The 22,127-nt window shown below is 37.5% G+C and carries 13 protein-coding genes and 1 pseudogene; 10 read left to right on the forward strand and 4 right to left on the reverse strand.

The genetic code is table 11. The features are described from left to right. Both CRYPD_RS03640 and murD read right to left on the reverse strand, forming a co-directional pair. A pseudogene (locus CRYPD_RS03640) lies at positions 1-240 on the reverse strand (restriction endonuclease subunit S); the annotation flags it as partial. 78 nt (positions 241-318) lie between these two features. After that, complete coding sequence (murD, locus tag CRYPD_RS03645; protein ID WP_138146217.1) at positions 319-1,563, reverse strand: UDP-N-acetylmuramoyl-L-alanine--D-glutamate ligase; 1,245 nt, start codon at positions 1,561-1,563, stop codon at positions 319-321. A gap of 52 nt (positions 1,564-1,615) precedes the next feature. Between murD and CRYPD_RS03650 the strand changes: the two genes are divergently transcribed. The 8 genes from CRYPD_RS03650 to CRYPD_RS03685 all read left to right on the forward strand — a co-directional run bounded on the left by CRYPD_RS03650 (position 1,616) and on the right by CRYPD_RS03685 (position 9,465). Next, a complete protein-coding gene (locus tag CRYPD_RS03650) occupies positions 1,616-2,269 on the forward strand; it encodes a Bax inhibitor-1 family protein (protein WP_138146218.1) in 654 nt (217 codons plus the stop codon). A gap of 26 nt (positions 2,270-2,295) precedes the next feature. Further along, positions 2,296-2,841, forward strand: coding sequence for an RNA pyrophosphohydrolase (locus CRYPD_RS03655; protein WP_138146219.1), 546 nt, complete (start codon positions 2,296-2,298; stop codon positions 2,839-2,841). 252 nt (positions 2,842-3,093) lie between these two features. Next, entirely contained in the window at positions 3,094-4,371 is a 1,278-nt protein-coding gene (locus CRYPD_RS03660) for a homoserine dehydrogenase (protein ID WP_138146220.1), read from the forward strand. A gap of 12 nt (positions 4,372-4,383) precedes the next feature. Beyond that, positions 4,384-5,448: a threonine synthase gene (gene thrC / locus CRYPD_RS03665; RefSeq protein WP_138146221.1), complete on the forward strand. Its 1,065-nt coding sequence runs from the start codon at positions 4,384-4,386 to the stop codon at positions 5,446-5,448. 462 nt (positions 5,449-5,910) lie between these two features. Then, positions 5,911-6,807, forward strand: coding sequence for an ATP-binding protein (locus tag CRYPD_RS03670; RefSeq protein WP_138146222.1), 897 nt, complete (start codon positions 5,911-5,913; stop codon positions 6,805-6,807). Next, positions 6,807-7,298 carry a hypothetical protein gene (locus CRYPD_RS03675; protein WP_138146223.1) on the forward strand — a complete coding sequence of 164 codons (492 nt, stop codon included), beginning with the start codon at positions 6,807-6,809 and terminating at the stop codon, positions 7,296-7,298. The genes CRYPD_RS03670 and CRYPD_RS03675 overlap by 1 nt, the downstream gene beginning before the upstream one ends. Continuing rightward, positions 7,295-8,191: a cysteine synthase CysM gene (cysM, locus tag CRYPD_RS03680; protein WP_138146224.1), complete on the forward strand. Its 897-nt coding sequence runs from the start codon at positions 7,295-7,297 to the stop codon at positions 8,189-8,191. Before CRYPD_RS03675 ends, cysM begins: the two co-directional genes overlap by 4 nt. Further along, positions 8,188-9,465, forward strand: a complete 1,278-nt coding sequence (locus CRYPD_RS03685; protein WP_138146225.1) for a chloride channel protein — start codon at positions 8,188-8,190, stop codon at positions 9,463-9,465. Before cysM ends, CRYPD_RS03685 begins: the two co-directional genes overlap by 4 nt. Here CRYPD_RS03685 and hemJ read toward each other — a convergent pair. Then, positions 9,452-9,874 carry a protoporphyrinogen oxidase HemJ gene (gene hemJ, locus CRYPD_RS03690; protein ID WP_138146227.1) on the reverse strand — a complete coding sequence of 141 codons (423 nt, stop codon included), beginning with the start codon at positions 9,872-9,874 and terminating at the stop codon, positions 9,452-9,454. The genes CRYPD_RS03685 and hemJ overlap by 14 nt on opposite strands. 160 nt (positions 9,875-10,034) lie before the next feature. On the opposite strand from hemJ, the gene CRYPD_RS07930 reads away from it, so the two are divergent. Both CRYPD_RS07930 and CRYPD_RS03695 read left to right on the forward strand, forming a co-directional pair. Next, positions 10,035-10,190: a hypothetical protein gene (locus CRYPD_RS07930; protein WP_171004306.1), complete on the forward strand. Its 156-nt coding sequence runs from the start codon at positions 10,035-10,037 to the stop codon at positions 10,188-10,190. A gap of 26 nt (positions 10,191-10,216) precedes the next feature. Continuing rightward, positions 10,217-13,900, forward strand: coding sequence for a DUF3683 domain-containing protein (locus tag CRYPD_RS03695; protein ID WP_138146228.1), 3,684 nt, complete (start codon positions 10,217-10,219; stop codon positions 13,898-13,900). Positions 13,901-14,235: 335 nt separating this feature from the next. Here the strand turns inward: CRYPD_RS03695 and CRYPD_RS08410 are convergent, their stop codons facing one another. Continuing rightward, on the reverse strand, positions 14,236-21,609 hold the full coding sequence (locus CRYPD_RS08410) for a glycosyl hydrolase family 18 protein (RefSeq protein ID WP_138146230.1): 7,374 nt from the start codon (positions 21,607-21,609) through the stop codon (positions 14,236-14,238). Between the last annotated feature and the right edge of the window lie 518 nt (positions 21,610-22,127).

The raw sequence follows: 22,127 nt of genomic DNA on the forward strand, positions 1-22,127 counted from the left end.
ATAGAGGGCGATATTTGGCGCTCTTAGTCTGATAATAATATCATTTGTTTGGGTTAAATACTCTTGCTTGACTTCGCTATTAGAAACAAACTCATCTAAAGAGTTTGGGTTAATCTGTGTTGAATTAGAAAAAGATTTTAAAGTGATTTTCTGATATTTTTTTTGCACATCATAGCGTGCTGCTTTCTTGCGTGAAAGCACCAAACCTGTTTTAATTGTGGCAATATCTTTTAACCTCATAACTTCATCATTAATGTCTATTTTGGAAATTATACATATAAAAATATAATATGTCTACACCCAAGTAATACAAAAATATTAATATTTAGTTTTTATTTCTTCTTTAAACACCCGCCCCCGATGCTCAAAATTATCAAACATATCAAAACTGGCACAGGCTGGGGATAATAGCACGGCTTCGCAATTGGTATTACTGGCAATATCAACGGCGGCTTGCATTGAGTTGGCTTGAGTGATTTGGGTGGTTTTTAGGTGGTTTTTGAAGGTGTTGGTGCTTTGACCGATGAGGATGACGCTGGTGATGTGTTGGTCTATTAAGGCGAATAGTTTGCTGTAGTCTTCGTCTTTTGGGATGCCACCGAGGATTAGACTGATGGTTTGATGTCTGCTAATCAGGGCTTTAATGGCTTTGATGGTGGAAATAGCGTTAGTGGCTTTGGAGTCGTTGTAGTAATCAATGTTTTGTTTTTTTACTACCCATTCTAGGCGGTGTTCTAGTCCTTTAAAAGCCTTGACGCACTCAACCATTGGCGCAATATCTAAGCCGATTTGATCGCCTAGGGATAGTGCGGCTAGGATATTGGTAACATTGTGTTCGCCGATTAGTTGCATTTCATTAACGGCCATTAACATATCGTTGCCTTTTAAGAAATAACAACTGCCGTGGCAGGTAACCGTGCCAAAATCGCTGTCTTGCTTGGGTATATCAATGCCGAAATGCTTGGCGGATGGGTCTTGAGATACTAGGGTCTCATCGCTGTTGATAACCTTGGTTTGGCAGTGTTGGTATAGACTGAGTTTGGAGTTGACATAATGCTCAAAACTGGGGTATCGGTCTAGGTGGTCGGGAGTGATGTTAAGTACTACGCCGGTGAGTAGATTTAAATTCTGTGTGTAATCAAGCTGGTAGCTTGAGAGTTCAAGTACATAAAAATCAACCTCAGGGGATAGGCAATCAAGTGCAGGCTTGCCGATGTTGCCACCCACTGCGACTTTTTTATTGTTATTGGTAATCATATCGCCTAATAATTGGGTAACGGTTGATTTGCCGTTAGAGCCAGTAATGCCAATAATTGGTGCTTTTGCATAGTGTGAGAATAACTCAATATCGCTGGTAATGGGGATATTTTGCGCTTTTGCCCAAAGAATGATGTTTTGCGTTTGTGGAATACCCGGTGAGACAAAAATCTCGTCAATTCCTTGTAAGACATCTTTGTCTTTAATTTTTCTAGTATCCTTAAGTAGCGTAAATACAATATTATTCCTGTTTAAGAAATGTGCTATTGATTGTGCGGTTTTTCCATTACCTAAAATTAGTTTCATCGCACGCTGTTTTCATAATAAAATAGACAATTTTACACAAAGGATAACTCAAATGAATACCATAGCACAAAGTAGAGCTGTAAGGCTAAATCGTGTTTTAGTTAATACTTACCAATTACTATCGGCAACCCTGATTTTTAGTGGACTAATGGCTTATTTATCGATGTATTTACAGCTACCCCACTTTGGTTTATTAATCACGCTTGGTGGTTATCTTGGCTTGTTGTATTTAACCAATAAATTAAAAAATTCAGCGGGTGGAATTTTGGCAGTATTTGCACTTACTGGCTTTATGGGTCTTACATTGGGTCCAATGCTTAGTTCATATATCAGTGCTTTTTCTAATGGTGCTGAGTTAATATCTATGGCGATGGCAGGTACGGGTTTGATATTTTTAACCTTGTCTTTTTATGTTATTACCTCTGGCAAAGATTTTAGCTTTATGCGTGGTATGCTTATGGTTGGGCTGGTGGTCGTTGTGCTTGCACTTATTGCTAATTATTTTATGCAAATACCTGTTTTGTCGCTTACTATTTCTGCAGTTATCATTCTGCTAATGAGTGGTTTTATTTTATTTGAAACCTCAAATATTATCCACGGTGGCGAAACTAACTACATCATGGCAACCGTCAGTTTGTTTGTTTCAATCTTTAATATATTTGTGCACTTGTTAAGCATACTGGGTGTATTTTCTGGTGATGACTAACAATTTAATCATAACCACCCTTTTCTATGATTGACAAAGAGGGGTATCGTGCCAATGTTGGTATTGTTATTACCAACGATAAACAGCAGATACTCTTAGCCAAACGCCACGACCAAGATGCTTGGCAGCTACCACAAGGTGGCATTGACGAGGATGAAAGCGAGCTTGAGGCCTTGTTTCGTGAGCTTGGCGAAGAAATTGGATTGTCTCCTAAGCATGTGATCGTCATTGCCAAAACCCCAAAATGGCTGCGTTATGACTTGCCAAAACGCCATATAAGACGCAAAAAAAAGCCAATTTGTATTGGTCAAAAACAGGTTTGGTTTTTGTTAAAACTCACAGCAAAGGAGGACAGTATTAAGCTAGACACGCACTCAGATATTGAGTTTGACGACTGGAAATGGGTGGAGTATTGGCATCCTATTGAGGCAGTTGTTGATTTCAAGCGATCAATTTATGAAGATATGCTCAAGTCTTTAGCGCCTGTGTTGTTTAATAATAAACACATTATTCCCACACATTATTCACGCCCATTCAAGTGCTCTGCTATTGTTTTAGACAAAATCAAATAAAATTCATACTCTAAGGCCTTTGCATAAATACGAATAATCATCAAAAATCCACTTTCTACTAACTTGGTAATTTTTTTAAATCCAGACTTAACCTTGTTAGGGCAGAGTTTAACAAAATACCAGTTTAACAAAAATTGAATTCTACTAATCATCCATATTTATGCAAAGGTCTCACTCTAATACTTTTATACAGCAATATCCAATTGGTATAATCTACCCCTTATTAAATATTATTTAAAAAGGATTTAACTCGTGAATATAGGGATTTTAGGGCTGGGCACTGTTGGTGGTGGCGTGGTGAATGTTTTGGCAAAAAATCAGGCTGAATTATTCAGGCGCACGGGCGTGCAAATCCAAGTAACGCATGCCGCTGTTAGAGAACTTGATCAATCGCGCATATGCTCAACAGAAGGCATTCAACTCACACAAGACCCGTTTGAAGTGGTAAATACCACATCAATTGATGTGGTATTAGAGTTGATGGGTGGCACAAGTTTGGCTAAGGAGTTGGTTGCGGTGGCAATCAAGAACGGCAAACATGTGATTACGGCAAACAAAGCGCTCATTGCCACGCATGGCAATGAATTGTTAAACTTGGCAAAAGCCAACAAATTACATTTGCTATTTGAGGCAGCTGTAGCTGGCGGTATTCCTATCCTTAAATCCTTAGAACAAGGCTTAAGTGCCAATAAAATTGAAATGGTGACTGGTATTATCAACGGCACGGGTAACTTCATCCTCACTGAAATGCGTGATAAAGGCAGAGATTTTGCCGATGTGTTAAAAGAAGCACAAGATTTAGGCTATGCCGAAACTGACCCAACTTTTGATGTAGAAGGCATTGATGCGGCACACAAATTAGCCATATTAGCCGCCATTGCTTTTGGCTGTGAATTGCAGTTTGACAAAGTCTCTACCGAAGGCATTAGCCAAATAAGTGGCGAAGATGTGGCTTTTGCGACTGAATTAGGCTATTCGATTAAACACTTGGGTATTGCTAAAAACATTAATGGCGAAGTGCAAATGCGTGTACATCCAACACTGATTCCAAAATCGCGTTTGTTGGCCAATGTTGATGGGGTGATGAATGCCGTGTTGATTAAAGGAAATGCTGTTGGATCGACACTTTATTATGGCGCAGGTGCGGGCGATGAGGCTACGGCAAGTGCGGTGATTGCTGATTTAGTAGATATTATTAAAGGCACGGTGAGTAGTGATATTTTGGGTTGGCAGTCGCTCAAAGCAATGCCAAGCCAAAATCAGAATGAGATTAAAAGTATTTTCTACTTGCGTTTATTAGCGACTGATGAAACGGGCGTGTTGGCGGATATTACCTCAATTCTTGCGAGCCATAATATTAGTGTAGAATCCGTCGTACAAAAGCAAATTGACGCACAAAACAACGCACACATTGCCATTATCACCAATCAAGTGAAAACTGGCAATATAAATGCAGCAGTTATTGATATTCAAAAGAAGAATTTTATTCAAGAAACCGTTAAAATCATTCATGTGGAAACACTGGATTAGAGGAAAAATATTATGAGATATACAGGACTAATTAACCATTACCAAGACAGATTGCCTGTTGATAAAAATACAAAATTTATCAGTTTAGGCGAGGGCAATACGCCTCTTATTCGCTTAGAAAATATCCCCGCCCTATTAGGCAAAGATGTGGATATTTATGTGAAATATGAAGGGCTTAACCCAACTGGTTCATTTAAAGACCGTGGTATGACCATGGCAGTAACCAAGGCAGTAGAAGCTGGCTCTAAAGCGATTATTTGCGCTTCCACAGGCAATACTTCGGCATCAGCAGCGGCTTATGCGGCGCGTGCGGGTATTAAAGCATTTGTACTTATTCCTGAGGGGAAAATTGCACTGGGGAAACTCGCCCAAGCAATGATACACGGTGCGGTGATTATTCAAATCAAAGGTAATTTTGATGATGGTATGCGCTTGGTCAAAGAAGTGGCCGACCATGCGCCTGTGTCTATTGTCAATTCAATCAATCCTTTTCGTCTGCAAGGACAAAAAACAGCAGCTTTTGAGATTGTAGAAGAGTTAGGCGATGCGCCTGATTATCACTGCCTGCCAGTTGGCAATGCGGGCAATATCTCTGCCCATTGGATAGGATATACAGAATATCATCAAGATGGCAAAGCCAACAACACCCCTAAAATGGTGGGCTACCAAGCAGCAGGCGCTGCGCCTTTTGTCAAAGGTGCAATGGTTGATAATCCTGAGACTATTGCCACCGCTATTCGCATTGGCCACCCACAAAGCTGGGATCTAGCCCACAAGGTTAAAAAAGAATCAAATGGTTGGTTTGATGCCATCAGCGATGAAGATATTTTAAGTGCGCAAAAACTACTCACCGAAAAAGAAGGTATTTTCTGCGAACCCGCCTCAGCCACCTCACTGGCAGGTGCAATGCTTGACATTAAAAGCGGAAAAATCCCCGAAGGCTCTAAAATCGTCTGCACACTAACAGGTCATGGCTTAAAGGACCCTGATACTGCCATTGCTCAATGTAAAGATGAAATGATTAACATCAATCCAGTGATGGAAGAGGTTAAAAAGGCGATTTTAAGTAATATGTAAAAAGCTCAATTTTTGTTGAATTGGTATTTTTTTAAACTCCGTCCTAGCAAGGCTAAGGCTGGGTTTAAAAAAATTACCAAGTTAGTAAAAAGTGGTTTTTTGATGATTATTCATATTTATGCAAAGGTCTCTCATAATGCAATAAATAGGCGAGCCAAGTTAAACATCTTTACACGCAATATGTAATTTTTAGTATAATCACAATTTAAATCCAAATATTGGAATAAAAATATGATTTTTCTAAAATTAAAAATTGACAATTTTTATATGTTTAAGAATACTGAGTTTGACTTTACTTATCCTAAAAAAATAGCCAATTCAACCATAGAGGGGGAATTTTTAACGGATTTTCCAAAAATAAATTACAAAAAGGTTTGTATCTTAATGGGGGCAAATGCTTCTGGGAAAACCTCATTGGGCAAAATAATGTGCTCTATTAACAATTATTTAGTGGGAAAGGATGTGAAAAATTTTTCAGACTCAATATGTGATAAGAATAAAAATGCCGAAACTGAAATTATATACATAACCCCACAAAGCAAGGAAATACACAAGTTGTTAATTAAATTTAATGTCGAACGCTTGATTTTTGAACAACACACAGTTTGTAAATTAAAAAAAACTTATAATTTAGATAAAACTTTATTGGCTGTAGAAAATTCACCTCCTCGTTTTACATACGATGAAAACAACAAGCATAGTGTTGAAAATCCTGGCTTTAAATCTGTTGCCCATTCTTTAGGTCAAACATTGTGTGAAGAATTCCCTACTTGGAATTACAAATACAATGATTTTAACAATTCCAATAAGTTAAAAACCAATACGCCAAATATGCCCATTTTAGAAGCCATTCTAAAATCTTTTGATAATTCAATATTAAGCGTTAGTAAAATCTCAGAAAGTGAAGAAGATTCTTACATTGTTAAGTTTGCCAATAATGATGAGGCCTTTATTAAAGATGGAAAAATAATAAATCACGAAAGATTCTCAAGAGGAACAATAGAGTCTATTGAGGTTGCTGATTTTTTAAACTATATAATATTAAACGATGGTGGCACATTTTTCTTGGATGAAAAAATGGCATATTCGCATTCAGAAATAGAAATTTCAATACTAAATTTAATCATTGAAAAATTAAAACCAAATTCTCAATTTTTCTACACAACACATAACTACGATATCTTAGAAATGAACTTGCCAAACCACAGTTACACTTTTATGAAAAAGAATAAATTTATCAAGGTTTTACATCCTGGGAAATTAGGATATACCAAAAATGATAGAGGTTTATTGGGTTATGTAAAAAACGATGTATTTGGCACTTTGCCCGATACCAGTAAAATTGAGGATTTTTTGTAATGCGACAAGTTTTATATTTTTACGAAGGAGAGAGTGAGAAAAAACTAATAACTTATTTAAAAGACAGGCAAATAATCAAACCCGGAAGGATTAAAAAATTCAACCTTTGGCAAGATAAATTTACAAGTATTGAAAGAACTTTGCCATTACGAAAGAGACTAAAACTATATTTTATCATTGATACCGATGCATTAAAAAGCGTGAAATGGTTCAAAGACAACCTTAAGAAATTAAAAAAATATAACATTTGTTTAATTGTTCAAAGTAAAAACTTGGAAGATGAATTAAGTTATATGTGTGAACAAAGTAAAAAGCAGTTATTTACTGCATTTGATGCTTCCAATAAAGAGGAATTTACAAGTAAATTCATTAAAGCCAACCTTGTAGGAAAATTAAGAAACTGTAATTTTAATAAACTTTGGTCAAGAGGCACTAATTTTCTACAAAAAAATAACATTGAAAATCTAAAAAATTGTCAATATAAATTATGAAATATCAAACTATAGAACAAACCATTGGCAACACCCCACTCGTTAAACTCCAACGCTTAAACCCCAATCCTAGCAACACTATCTTACTTAAACTTGAAGGTAACAATCCCGCAGGTTCGGTGAAAGATCGTGCGGCGTTTAATATGATTACTCAAGCTGAAGTGCGTGGTGAGATTAGCACAGGTGATACGCTAATTGAGGCTACCAGTGGCAATACGGGCATTGCCTTAGCGATGGTGGCGGCAATTAAGGGGTATAAAATGGTATTGATTATGCCGAGCAATCTTTCGCAAGAACGGCGTGATGCAATGGCAGCGTATGGTGCTGAGTTAATTTTAGTGAGTGAAGAAAAAGGCATGGAGGGTGCTAGGGACTTGGCTGATAAGATGGAAAAAGATGGCAAGGGCAAACAACTTGACCAATTTTCTAATGTAGATAATTCAGGTGCACATGTCAATACAACTGCTGAGGAAATTTGGCAAGATACAGAGGGTAAAATCACGCATTTTGTCTCTGCCATGGGAACAACTGGCACGATTATGGGGGTGTCAACTACTCTGAAAGCCAAAAATTCTACTGTGCAAATTGTTGGCGTTCAGCCTGAAGATGGGGCAAAAATTGCAGGCATTCGGCGCTGGCCAAAGGCATATCTACCTAAAATCTTTGATGCTTCTAAAGTTGATGTAATCATGGATATCTCGCAAACTGCCGCCGAACAAACCACCCGAGATTTAGCTACTCAAGAAGGTATTTTTGCTGGAATATCCAGTGGCGGTGCAGTCTCTACTGCAATTGAGCTATCCAAGCGAGTGAACAATGCCGTGATTGTAACCATTGTATGCGACCGAGGAGACAGGTATCTATCCACGGGGATTTTTTGCAATAAAATGTGAAAAAATACATTGTCCACCATTTTCCTCGTGAATTAAAAACTTACGCATCGCTGATACTTGCTAGTATTTTAACGGTGATTGCCATTACTTTTTTCTTGCAAATTAGTGAATTTTCACAACATACTTTTAGAGTGTTAATTGCTCAACAACCTATTTTAAGTTTTATTATTACGCCAATTACCTTCGTCAGTATTATTTATTTTGCTAAATATTATTGCCACTTTATACAAGGCAGTGGCATCCCGCAGTTAATCGCAGCAACAGACTTTCGGAACAAACCCATTCGTGAAAGATTGCTTTCATTTAGAGTGGCAACAGGGAAAATAAGCACTATTTTTCTAGCAATGTTAGGCGGTGCACCAATTGGCATTGAAGGGCCAAGTATTCATATTGGTGGCTCAATTTTTTATGGATTTAATCGCTTTATTAAACTCAATCGCAAGCTTTTAATTCATGCTTTAATTGCTATTGGTGGTAGCGCTGGGCTGGTTGTGGCTTTTAACGCGCCGATTGCTGGAATGTTATTTGTCTATGAAGAGATTGGTAGAAAACTAAAAAAACAAGCCTTTATTTTGATTGCAATTGTCAGTTTCTTTATCTATTTACTGGCAGTTTCTATGCGTGGTAATGCACCTTATTTGACTGATTTATCCTCATATTCATTTGATTTAACCTTAGTCTGGCAGCTGTTTCCTTTGGCGATTATTGCAGGTGTTTTGGGAGGATTGTTTTCTAAATTAAGTCTTTATTTGATGGGTAAATTAATTGCAAATAGCAAAGTTAAAGTTTTGCTTATAGCACTATGTTTGGGAATTATTGTGGCATTTTTTAACTATTTGTCAAAGGGGAAAATTGCAGGTTCTGGACACGCTGAGGTTTTACAAATATTAAACAATGGCTCAATAGGGCTAGATTTTGTCATTACAAAATATTTTGCTGTTTTAACTTCCTTTATCTCCACCATCCCAGGTGGTGTCTTTATGCCAAGCATTTCGATTGGTGCAGGACTTGGTGCTGAAGTGGCAGGATTAATGACAAGTGTTGGCTCGAAAATTAGTGTACAAGTTGTAATAATAATGACAATGATTGGGTATTTGAGTGCGGTGATTAGAGCGCCGCTCACCTCAACATTTGTCATTCTTGAAATGACACTAAGCCTACATTTGCTCATTCCAGGATTGATGGTGGCTTTTATTGCTAATTTTATTTCTAAACAAATTTATCACCAGCCTATCTACGAGGCGCTGGCTGAGAATTTTTCTAAAAAGGTTTAACCACCACTAGAATAACAATTGCCACTAATAACAATACGGGAAATTCGTTAAACCAACGGTAGAAAATATGCGAATGCGTGTTTTTATCTTGCTTAAACACAGTAAGCAAATGCCCACAATAAAAATGATAAGCAATCAATGGAACAACCAGTGCTAATTTAGCGTGTAACCAATATTGCGTTGCATAAAATGCCCAACTGTCTATCACCATCCAAGCCCCTAATATCGTTGCTAAAATAAAACTTGGCATCATAATGCCACGATAAAGTATGCGTTCCATGATTTTAAAACGCTCAATACTTGTTGTATCGTTACTCATAGCGTGATAAACAAACAAACGAGGTAAGTAGAATAATGCCGCAAACCAAGTGATAATACTAATAATATGAAATGCCTTTACCCACAACATAATAACCTCGAATAAAACAATAAGCAGTTATTATAATGAGACCTTTTACCTAAATATGAATAATTATCAACAATCCACTTTTCACCCACTTGGCAAAAATTGAATTTTGTTAATCAACCATATTTATACAGGGGTCTCATAGTGAGACCTTTGCATAAATATGAATAATCATCAAAAATCCACTTTTCACCCGCTTGGCGATTTTTTAAACCCAGCCTTAGCCCTGCTAGGACAAGGTTTAATAAAATCACCAATCTGGCAAAAATTGAATTTTGCTAATCATCCCTATTTATGCAAAGGTCTCGTAGTAAAATAATCCAACTTTAATTACCCTATTCTCAATTGCAACAATATCGCGAAATTCCCTATAACTATACTTCATTTTCTGACAAAGAAATTGTGCATCGTTTCCTTGGTGAGTCATCATGGGATTTGTTAAATCAATTACGAGAAAATCGCAATACTGGTCGTAGTGCCAAAATGCTATTTGAAGTGCTGGGCGATATGTGGGTGGTCAATCGAAACCCTTATTTGCAAGAAGACTTAATCAAAAATAAACGCCGCTGGAAGTCTCTCACTGAGGCGTTATATTCTCGTCTAAATCAAATTCGCATACGCTCTGACGGTAATGAAAAAGTGCTTGAATTGTTACGCAGTGCTGACCAAGCAGTAGATGATTTTAAATCGTGTTTAAGTGAATTTCAAAGCAATCAAAATCGCATTAAAAAAGCACTGCTCAAAGTTACCCACAATAACAATATTCGTTTTGATGCCTTATCACGCGCCTCCCATGCAACGGATGCAACGGACTGGCGGGTTGAATATCCTGCAGTGATAATTACGCCAGATACCGAATTTGAAATTGCCGCTATTATCAAAACTTGCATTAAATTGGGGTTAACCATTATCCCTCGTGGCGGTGGCACAGGCTACACAGGTGGCGCTATTCCGCTGAACACACAAACTGCGGTGATTAACACCGAAAAACTCAGTTTTATTGATAAAGTTCAAACCCACAACAATATGCACAGTGTGAATGTTGGCGCAGGGGTAATTACCAAGCGAGTCAGCGAAGTGGCAACGGCAAACAATCTTGTTTTTGCAGTAGATCCAACTTCACAAGATGCCTGTACTATTGGTGGTAATGTAGCAATGAATGCAGGCGGTAAAAAAGCACTCAGATGGGGCACAACGATTGACAATCTACTTTCTTGGAAGATGGTGATGCCTGATGGCAAGTGGCTACAGATTAAGCGTCTTAATCACAACCAAGACAAGATTCAACTACTAAGTGCAGTGAGTTTTGAAATTCACCATCTGAAAAAAGATGGGAAATCTTCAATCAAATTTGAAACGCTAACTATTGACACCAAAACACTGCGTAAAAGTGGCTTGGGCAAAGATGTTACCAATAAATTTTTAGATGGATTGCCTGGTATTCAAAAAGAAGGCTGTGATGGTTTTATTACTTCTGCTGAATTCATCTTGCACCAACCACTAGAACATATCAACACCTTGTGTTTAGAGTTTTTCGGCTATGATTTAGACAAAGCCGTGTCTGCTATTGTTGCCATTAAAAACAGTGTCGATAACGATGCTAATGTTGATTTAATAGGTATGGAGCACCTTGATGCACGCTATATCAAAGCAGTAAATTACACCACAAAAGCCAATCTAGCCGAGTTGCCAAAGATGGTGTTGCTGATTGATATTAGTGCAAATAATCAAGACTTATTAAACACTCAAATCGAAAAAATTACCACTTTAACACACGACAGAGGCGGGGAATGCTTTGTAGCACAATCACTAGAAAAACGCCAAAATTTTTGGCAAGACCGTGCCAATACTGCCGCCATTGCCGCCCACACCAACGCCTTTAAAATCAATGAAGATGTGGTGATTCCACTGGACAAATTGGGGGATTACAGCCACGGTATTGAGCGTATCAACATTCGTTTGTCAATTGAGAACAAACTTGCCACATTGGATGGTATTAAAGCTTATTTTCACAGCATTGAACCAGACACTAGTCTTATAAAAGACAAAATCAATCATGCGCTATCTTTACTTGACACAGTTAATACACAGTGGCAGCAGGCACTAACAAGCCTCTATCAAGAAGTTGGATTTAAAGACCTGCAAACTGGCAAGCAAGTGATTTCTTATATCCATGATTTTTCTCAGCCCTTAAATGATTTACTAATGGGCGATGTGTTTACCCAAATCCGCCAGCAAGTGAAAACCATCCACAGCAAATACCGTGAAAATCGTTTGTTTATTGCCACACATATGCACGCTGGCGATGGCAATGTGCATACCAATATTCCCGTGCATTCGCACAACACACAAATGCTGGCATCTGCTGAAACGCTGGTAGATGAAATTATGATTTTAGCCGAACAGCTCGGCGGCGTTATTTCAGGTGAACACGGCATTGGTCTCACTAAATACCAATATTTATCTGCTGAATTCAAGCAAGAATTTGCCGACTACAAAGCCAAAATTGACCCGAATGGATACTTTAACAAAGGCAAATTAATGCCTGGAAGTGATTTGAGTAACGCCTTTACCCCCTCACTTCGTTTGGTTGAGCAAGAGGCACTTATCCTAGAAAGTAGCGAAATTGGTGAAATTAACGACATGGTAAAATCCTGCCTGCGTTGCGGCAAGTGCAAAGGCGTATGCACCACTCATGTTCCAGAGGCTAATCTACTTTATTCGCCGCGCGACAAAATTATCGGTACGAATTTAATCTCTGAAGCATTTTTATATGAGGAGCAAACACGCCGAGGCGTTTCACTCAATCACTTTGCTGAGTTTAACGATATAGCCGACCACTGTACCATTTGCCATCGTTGCGAGAAGCCTTGCCCTGTCAACATTGATTTTGGCGATGTTTCTATCAAAATGAAAAGCATTTTGATCAAGCAAAAACAAAGACATACTAATATTGCTGCCAAGGCATCAATTGCTTATCTCAATATGACCAAGCCGTGGCAAATCAACCTCACCAAAAAATTACTGATTGATTTTAGTTACAAGGTGCAAAATATTGCCTACAAACTCAGCAAACCACTACGCAAAAAACAACCCAATAAAACCATTGGTAAGCCTAGCGCTTTCATAGAGTTAACCACGATTTTGGATAAGCCCTTGCCTACTGACACAGGCGCTGCACCACTGAGAAGCCTGCTGAATATTAATGATGCAGGCAGTGTGCCGATTTTGGCACATCCTGAAAAATCAAACGCCAACTCGCCCAGTGTGTTTTACTTTCCCGGCTGCGGTTCTGAGCGCCTTTATTCCAATATCGGCTTAGCCACTATCGCCTTACTTTATCATCAAGGTGTTCGAGTAGTTTTACCACCCAGCTACTTGTGCTGTGGCTACCCACAAACTGCAGGCGGATATGCCGACAAAGGCAAAGAAATTGCCACCGATAATCGTGTACTTTTTCATCGTATGGCGAATACACTTAATTATTTAGACATCAAGCATATATTAACTTCTTGTGGCACTTGCATCGACCAATTACTGACTTATGAATTAAGCGATATTTTTAAAGACGCAAGCCTTTCAGACATTCACGAATATCTACTGGAAAACAAAGTAACCCTTGACAATACAGGCGAGCAGTATCTCTATCATGCCCCGTGCCATGACCCAATTAAATCAAAAGATTCAGCCGTTGTCATCTCTGAAATTATGAACACCAAAGTCATCAACAATGACCGCTGTTGTGGTGAAGCTGGCACTTTTGCAGTTGCTCGCCCCGATATTGCCAAACAAGTGAAATTCCGCAAAGAAGCCGAAATAAAAAAAGATTTAACAACCATAAAGACCAGCAAAAAACCAACCAAAATGCTCACCACCTGTCCTGCCTGTCGTCAAGGCTTATCCCGCTACAGCGATACAACCAACATTGAACCCATCTATCCAATCGAATTAATCGCCGAACAGCAGCTCGGCAAAAACTGGCAGCAAGACTTTATCAACTCTGTACAAATCGAAAAAATCTTACTCTAACCTCACTTTCATCTAGGTAATCAAAAAAATTCACAATTAACATTACTCAAAGTATGAGTAGAAAAAAAGGGAGTGTGATAATAAGCTTTTTTTAATACAATAAAGACTGTAATGGTCTAATCAACTTAGGTGCATTTCAAGTTATTTTTTTCAATGCAGACATCTTTTCTGTAGGGGTTTTACACCCAGTGGCTGAGTGAATCTTTTTTTAAGCATATAATTCCCTAAAATAACTATATCAAACAAAGAACTTAAAAAAATAAAATTTTGACTACAATTTTAAAATGCAACAAATCCCCTTATTTCATTGCAAAATCTTTTTAAATACTTATAAATCAATCTAAATTAATCCCTAGTCCTTTCATTGCTTTTTTGAAATTATTAGCTCTATTGACTATACCATGCACATCACCAGCAAGACATGTGCTATCAGGACAATTACGATTAACGATACCAGATACAGAATTTATGAAAGATACATTATTTAATGGTTGGTAATTATTTTTACCAAAATCACTATCAACATATTTTTTAAGTTCTGCTTTATAATCCCATCCTGCATATTTACCACTTCCTTTATATGCCTGAACAGAATTCATCCAGTAAAACAATCCTGCAATCCATTTAATCTCTTGATGCTCAGTAGAGCTACAAATTAATTCTGGATTAGAGCAAAGGTCCATATCTGCATAAAGTGGATTTGCAGGAGGCGCTTTAACCTCAACAGAGCCATTGGACCAATAGACATTGGTTCCAATCAAATCTTTATCAACATGACTTCTGCCAACAAAGTGATTAAGTGTTCCAAAATTCTGCCTACCAGTAGTTTGAATAACACCACGACCCCACCAGCCACAACCCTGAATTGATTTTACACTGGAACCGTCCCAAACAAAACTTCCTGCTTTTTGACCTTTGTAAACTTTACAGTCATCTCTTATCCAGCCTTCAGTTTTAGGATCCTTAAAAGTATCGGCAGTTGCTGGTTTTCCATCACACTCACCTGTATCTTCCCAGCGACCAGGCTTGCCATCTAACAATAACCCCAAGTCTTCCAATACTGAATCTGGTGCGGCAAACATTGGCCCTGCGGCTCCATAATATTTAGCGTTAGTTATTGCTGTTACTTCCATTTTTGGTGTTCTAGGGCAAGAATAAGGATTGTCCACACCATTACTATCTACACCATAATCTGCATAAACTTGACCCAATTGTCCGCAAGCTGCATCCATTGGCTGATCTTTTGTGAAGTCACCTCTCGCAATAGATTTAGCAACTGCTTTATTGCTAGACGCATCTTTAAAAAATTGCCAAGAGTTTTCATCACACGCATTATACTGAATGGTCTCTTGCATGCTTTGTGCTAAAAATGAAGCGATTGCAACTTTGGCATATTCCTGCTTTTTCTCATCGCTATCAGATGCATCAAATAACCAGTATTTGTCACCTGAAATACCTGTATTGTGCATTGCCTTTAATGCCTCTAAAAAATCTTGCCATTTGTAGATAGAAGAAGGTATCCAGCCTACACCAGGACCACCATTAAATAAAAACACATTGTTGTTCATTTTAGTTGCTGTACTTACACTATTTAATTCTGTATTTAAAGCGGCAATAGAAGTCAATGTACTAGCATTGGCACTTGCAACTTCATTTTTATAGTATAGTGGTACACCCCCCTTAGACCTATAATCAACAATTTTATTTTTTAACCAATTATAACCACCTGTTTGATTGGTAGAAATAGGTACAGAGCCTGTTGTTTCACCACCACCCCATAAAATAGCAAAAGCATTAGAGAACACTGAGTGCCTTAATTCATCTGCGCCCCAATTATGATCTGGGTCTTGCGCTAGTAATTCTTCAACTTTGGTAGCACCATTGTAATGAGTGCCACTAATAGCAATATCTAAAATATCTTTTCTAACATTGTTAATATCGGTGCCAATTTTTTTATCTCCCATAAAATATGAACCGCCTGATGCAGAATGCCCCCCATGTGTTGCAGTATCTAAATGCCTAAAACAATTACTAGAATCATTACTAATACATAAGCGAGATTCGCCACTCAAGTCCTCTGTATTAGTTGCCATATGTCCACCAGGGATTTGCCACAACATCGCAGGCGTACCAATAAAGTCAGTAACTTGTTTAACATACATCAAATAGTTATCCCATGCCCTAGAAGAAAAAGCATAACTCGGCTTGCCTGCAGCGCCAAAACCATCGCGTTCGTATTTATCAAATGTTAAAAAATCCGGTCGATAAGCGTTATCATCATAAGCACCAATCCATTTGGTAAATAATGCTACGCCTTTTGAGGCGTTATTCCAAATATCGCGTTCACCCTTATATTGCTTATGTACCCAATGTGCACTGCCTGGGTTCCATAAGTTAATCACCCATCCAAAAGCAACATCTGGGGCAAATTCTTTAATCATAAAGTTTTGTGATTGGACCCAGCCTTTAATATTATTTTTGATATTATCTTCTATAATTTTTGCTTTAATTGCATCAAGTTGATAGACTATTTCCAAGCGATCAACCTCTATAGTTTTACTAAAATTGCTGACAGTAGCTGAATACTTTTTAACCATATAATCCTTTTCCGCATCAATCGCAATAATCATTGCTTCTCTTATTTTTATCTCCTGATAAGTTGCACAATCAATATCCTCACTACCACCACAATATTCATTTTGAAAAGTACCATTCAATTTATTTTTCTGCCATTCACCAAATAAATCAGCGTCTAGTACTATAGTGGCTGGATTAGGATGATCAGCATCTTTATTGGCTTGCATATTGGCAGCCATCCTAATAGTGTTTCTAAAGTGTTTAACCAAATTACTATCAGCAATAATTGTATTATCAGCACTATCTATGGAGTTTACTGTTTTGTAGTTAGTTTTAATATCATTTGGCGCTAAACCGCCACCACTACCATTGGCAGTATAAACCACTAGAGTTGGCATAACTTTAGTTTTATTACTATGATCCAAGTCTTCTATCTCGCGTGCCTGTCTAATAGTTTGCATGGTCACGATAGGCTCAATAACATCACCTCTGTCACCAAAACCATCCCCTTCATATTTAAAAATTGCATCAACTTTACTATCAGAGAATTTTTGATTAAGTCCAAAATCGTTATCAGTCACAGTTCCCATGGCCAATGTTGATGGCCAGCCTTTTACTTGTAATGCAACAGGGTTGGCACGATTAGGCTTGGCTTTTGCTGGATCTTCTGACGCTACTGAGACTTTTCCTGGTGTTACCTGCACAATACTAATATTACTTAATACAATAGGCGCTGAAGGCCAAAAATTCATTGTTATTGTTGATCCTATTCCACCAAACAAGGTATCAACATATTTTTCGCTAAAAGTGTCAAATACTAAAGTAGTCAAAGTCTTACCAGTGGTTACATCAAAACCATAACTTTCTGTTGGGTTACTCCAACTCATGGTGGGAACACTAACACCTGGCGTATATTGAGCGTCACCACTAATAACAATCTTTCCACCCCTAAAGTTAATATCAGCATCTTTTTTATAAGTTAGCACAATAGAAACACCCGAGCCATTCATTTTTACTTCTTGATCAAAATAGCTTAGTATATTCACTTCAACTACAGCACTAGGAGTGTTACCTGTAGAAGGTGGTGTTGGTGGTTTTACAACCTCATTGTCTTCATCTACCTTATCATCATCATCTTTTAATGCATTAATGGCTGCTATCGCTGCATTCACTAATGTAGCAAATTCATTTTGCAGTATGCGTTTTTTTGCAATATAAGTTTGCTCTAATGCTTCTAAAGCCTGTAAATTAGACTCTGAGTAATCGTTACTTATATGAGAAAGCAATATATCTAGAGTGCTCTTTTCTGTAGAAACTTTTAATTTAAATTGATTGATAAGCAACTTTTGTGCATCAATTTCAGCTTGAATAGAGGTATTTACATCATTATTAAAGATACTTCTTGCTAGTGCTGTAGTAACGCTAGCATCAAGATTTGTCTTCATATCTTCTATATCAGTATCAACTCTAGCCCTCAAATTTACATATACTTTTACAGCTCTTGCGTGTTCTGCTGCTGCTTCAATTTCCGCTCTGTGCCTTAATAAAGCACTATCATAGAGTGCTTTTTGTTGTGCAAAGGAAGTGTTGATTGCCATTAAATAAGACTCTAAATTAGTTTTTAGCGTTGCATCTTTCGTGCCAGAATATGCACTTCTTGCAAGTGTAATTTTCTCAGTAATAACAGTTAGATTTAAACTAAAGCCATTCAATGTGCTTGCATCAGAAACTAACTGAGTATAGTTAGAGCCAGTTTTAAAGTTATTTATTTGCGCATATATTCCATCAATATCTTTTTTCAATTGCTCATCTTTAGTTAGCACTTTGCCTGCTAAAAAATTCCTAGCAGAGATGTTAAAGGCCTCATAATCCAAAGCCTTATTACAAGCTGGAGCCATTCCTGCTGGTTTATACATAGACCACAACATAATGCCACTGTTATCCTGTTTTTTAATAAAATCAATCATTCGTTCAACTGAATATTCTTTTTTTGTGGTAAATACTTGATAAGAATCACCTGCTAACATAGAAGACTTAGTGATACCATCACAAGAAGCGGCTTCTGCGTTAGTAGAAACCAATTCTGCACCTCCCCAAGACTCACTTGCCAATTCAAAACCAATAGCCAATTTTCCATTATATATTTCACGATAGTTTTTATACGATTGAATTGGATCAAAGCGTTTAAAACTACCATCATAAGACATAATAGAAACATAATCAAATACATTATTTGGATCTAAATCTTGTTTCTTCATTTCTTCAAATACCAGACGCTCTCGCCCTGCGTTACCATTCCAGAAAGAAATCTTATAATTACCTTGATCATCCTTGCAACTATCAGTTTTGGTTTGCACGGTACAATCAGCACCCGTTGACCAGCCTGCAATAGTTAATAAAGTATTAGTTTCTTGTGTGATAGAATGCAAAACATTGATGGATTTATAATATTGCAAAATATTGTTACGATCCACGCCACTAATTTCATAATCAACATCCAGCCCATCTAGGTCTAAATCATTTATCAAGTCCACCAAGGCTTGTCGATGTCCGCCTTGTCCGTTTGCAAGAGCTGTCCAATTGTTGTAAGTAGCGCCACCTACTGCTAATAGTACCTTGATATTTTTGGCTTTTAATTGTTTTACTGCTTCTTTAACAGCATTAAATGGCATGCTAAATCCAATGCCAGTACCTTGAAAGCTACCACTGGTATAGACAACATCAGGCTTTGCAAATGAAATAGCCATATGTGTGTAAAGTGGATCTATATCAACCATTTTAGAACTTGCTGCATTTGTTTCACTGAACCAATTGGTACTCCAAGAAGGCAGATATCCGATGGCAAAATGTGGGCTATTAAACTCAAAATCATGGTCGGATGGTGGAGTTGGTGGTTTTTGCCCACCTCCTGTTTCTGGTGGTGGAGTAGTGCCAGTATTGCCCTGCGCTAAAAATGTAACTGTTTTTTCATTACTATCAGTACAAACATCAGCATTACATAAAACCACTTTAAATTTATGAATTGTTTCACTAGTAACATTATTTGCATAGCCAAACCCTCCTTTTTGTGCGCCCTTTGTTACGCTAAAATCACTCAATGTCTTGGTCTCTATCAATGCATTATCAACATATAATTTTGCAGTTGTGGCTCTATCCCCCCACCACATATTCCATTCTAGCCCAAAATCACCATACGGCACAGATGCAGCTAGCCAGGCAATCACTGGATTGCTTGGTTTTTTGTTAGAAACTGAAGATGTTGCATTTGAAACAACAATAGGAATGTTTATTGTATTGCTTTTTACAAAGATTTGGTCGCTACTCGCTTTTTTGTAAATTATAATTGAAGCGTTGCCATTTTTCAGTGCCTCAATAATAAATTGATTAGGGTAGTTAGTCAATTTAACAACTCTTGCCACACTCTCATCTGAACTCTTTATTTCAAAATCGCCATCGCCATCGCCACCATTAATATAAACTTTATTACTATTTTGACCAACTATCGCTGTCCAAGATGTCAAACTTGCTGTCAATAAAGATTGTGGCTGGTTACTTTGAGTTCCTTGTGCTACTTGTGCCTCTACAATTTGAATGACACTTCTACTGGAAAAAATACGACCTGGGGCTCCGCTAGGAGTATGGTAGGTTTTAACAAAAAAGCGATGCACTACATCATCTTTTAGACCAGCCTCACTGGCTATCCTATCTTCGTTATCAGACCATGCAACTGTTTTTTCTTCCACACCATCTTTATACAATACATAACCATCAGGTTTGTTGGAATCATTGACATAGGGGGCGCTAATCAACAACGTGTACTTACCCTGACTTTGGCTAAACCCTAACAATGGTTTTTCTAAAGTCAAGTTAGCCTGAGCCCCTTGATTTCCAGTAATAGTTGCATCATTTTGATTGTCTAACTTACCTTGAATATTAGATACCACTGTATACACACCTTTGTACTCTTTCCAAGCACTATTCCAACCATTTGAACCGGGTTCTCTTGCTTGACACCATGCAGTATAAGGCCAGCCCTTGCATTCGTAAGCTTTATTATTATAAAATATTTTATCTCCCGCAACATAAACTTGGTTTGACCAATAGTTCAAATTCTTTGTATTTTCTTCTTGAGTTACATCTACAGTTGCAGTGCCACCAGCAGTTGTCCATGCATTTGATGATAAAAGAGTACCGGGTGCATAAATAGGAGAAGCGCACCATCCGCCTCCATTAGCCCAACTTTTGCAAGTATATTCAATACCATCTTTAACGACTGTATCACCTGGTTTGTAAGCAACATTGGACAAATAAGCATTAGTGCTTATCGCATTTACCGCTGTAGGGGCACTGTCAACACCTGTATCTTTACCACCATCCTGATCTTTTGTTAAAGATGCCTTGAAACTTTCCCTAAATTGAGACAATAAGGTAGAATTTGTGCTTTTACCATCCTGACTATCAAGCTCTGAAGATAAACCATCAGACACTTCTGTTATGCTTTTTCCAGTATCTTCCTGTAATTCTGATAAACCGGACATTAATGAGGAGTACACTTTTTGATTCGTATCTGCTTCAATGGTGTTATCGGTCAAATCTATAGGCAATGTTCCAAATAAATCTAAATCTATACCATCAGCTAGCGACCCTAACAAATCCTTGACAACACTTTTGGCAACTGCGGTTCTTGCTTCTCTAGTAAAATTCCCTTCTTTTCTAAGTGCTTTAATGACAATATCTGTTGCAGTTGTAATAGCAACCTCTTCAATTGCACCTTTTTGTAAATAACTTATACTTTGTATTGGGTGGTCTGCACTAATTTCCCTGGTTTTACCTGTTGATTCATCAACATACTTACCACTAACTGCTTCAATAATATAAGCTTTATATCCATAAGTAATAGCGCTTGCTAAAAATGAATAACGGCCCTTGTCATTTGTTGTTGTAGAGGCTATATACTGATTAGTGTTGTCATTTTTTAAGCCATATAATTTTATCGTGCCATTTTTAATATAATTCGCATGAGCAGCCCCTTTAATACCAACTTCCATATCACCACCGCCACCGCCACCGCCACAAGAGATTAATGTTAATGAAAATATTGTTGCTATAAGAAATTTAATTAATTTATTCATTTTAATTTACCTTAGGTTTATATAATTTTATATAGAACTTAAATACCACTAAATTAACTATAAACAATAGCAGCGGTTACTCCAATTGGAATTATCGAATTCTCCCGTCAACTTCAACTAACTAGCAGGATATTTCAGATTTATTATACTTTACAAGGGCTGTTGAGTTTTAAAAAATTTTCAGAACTCTTAAGCCCAAGTTTAATTTTTAGCTATACCCTAATTCCTTTTTGCAAACTAACCGTATACAGCCTTAGAGTGAGATTCAAATCTTGATTCGTCAAAAAATCAAACATCATTATTGCATATATTTTGAAGTTTTTTTTAAAAGCATGGGTCTTATCTTTGTCTTGTTTGTTTATAAAGGCTAAGAATATAAAACCCCAACAATTTTCAGACAACAATTTAATTTTTCTTATTTCGAACCCGTTAAACTAAACAAAAAAATCGGAGTAAAAAACGAGTAAAAAACGAACCAAATATACCTCAGCATTCAAGACTAAATTAGTACTTGAATT

It is taken from the genome of Bathymodiolus heckerae thiotrophic gill symbiont (genome assembly GCF_900180345.1).
GTDB lineage: Bacteria > Pseudomonadota > Gammaproteobacteria > PS1 > Pseudothioglobaceae > Thiodubiliella.

What these genes read in the sequence shown, in the direction of transcription:
- thrC (WP_138146221.1), top strand. Translation starts at nt 4,384, where the DNA reads ATGAGATATACAGGACTAATTAACCATTACCAAGACAGATTGCCTGTT.
- hemJ (WP_138146227.1), bottom strand. Translation starts at nt 9,874, where the DNA reads ATGTTGTGGGTAAAGGCATTTCATATTATTAGTATTATCACTTGGTTT.
- CRYPD_RS08410 (WP_138146230.1), bottom strand. Translation starts at nt 21,609, where the DNA reads ATGAATAAATTAATTAAATTTCTTATAGCAACAATATTTTCATTAACA.
- murD (WP_138146217.1), bottom strand. Translation starts at nt 1,563, where the DNA reads ATGAAACTAATTTTAGGTAATGGAAAAACCGCACAATCAATAGCACAT.
- CRYPD_RS03675 (WP_138146223.1), top strand. Translation starts at nt 6,807, where the DNA reads ATGCGACAAGTTTTATATTTTTACGAAGGAGAGAGTGAGAAAAAACTA.
- CRYPD_RS03650 (WP_138146218.1), top strand. Translation starts at nt 1,616, where the DNA reads ATGAATACCATAGCACAAAGTAGAGCTGTAAGGCTAAATCGTGTTTTA.
- cysM (WP_138146224.1), top strand. Translation starts at nt 7,295, where the DNA reads ATGAAATATCAAACTATAGAACAAACCATTGGCAACACCCCACTCGTT.
- CRYPD_RS03655 (WP_138146219.1), top strand. Translation starts at nt 2,296, where the DNA reads ATGATTGACAAAGAGGGGTATCGTGCCAATGTTGGTATTGTTATTACC.
- CRYPD_RS07930 (WP_171004306.1), top strand. Translation starts at nt 10,035, where the DNA reads ATGAATAATCATCAAAAATCCACTTTTCACCCGCTTGGCGATTTTTTA.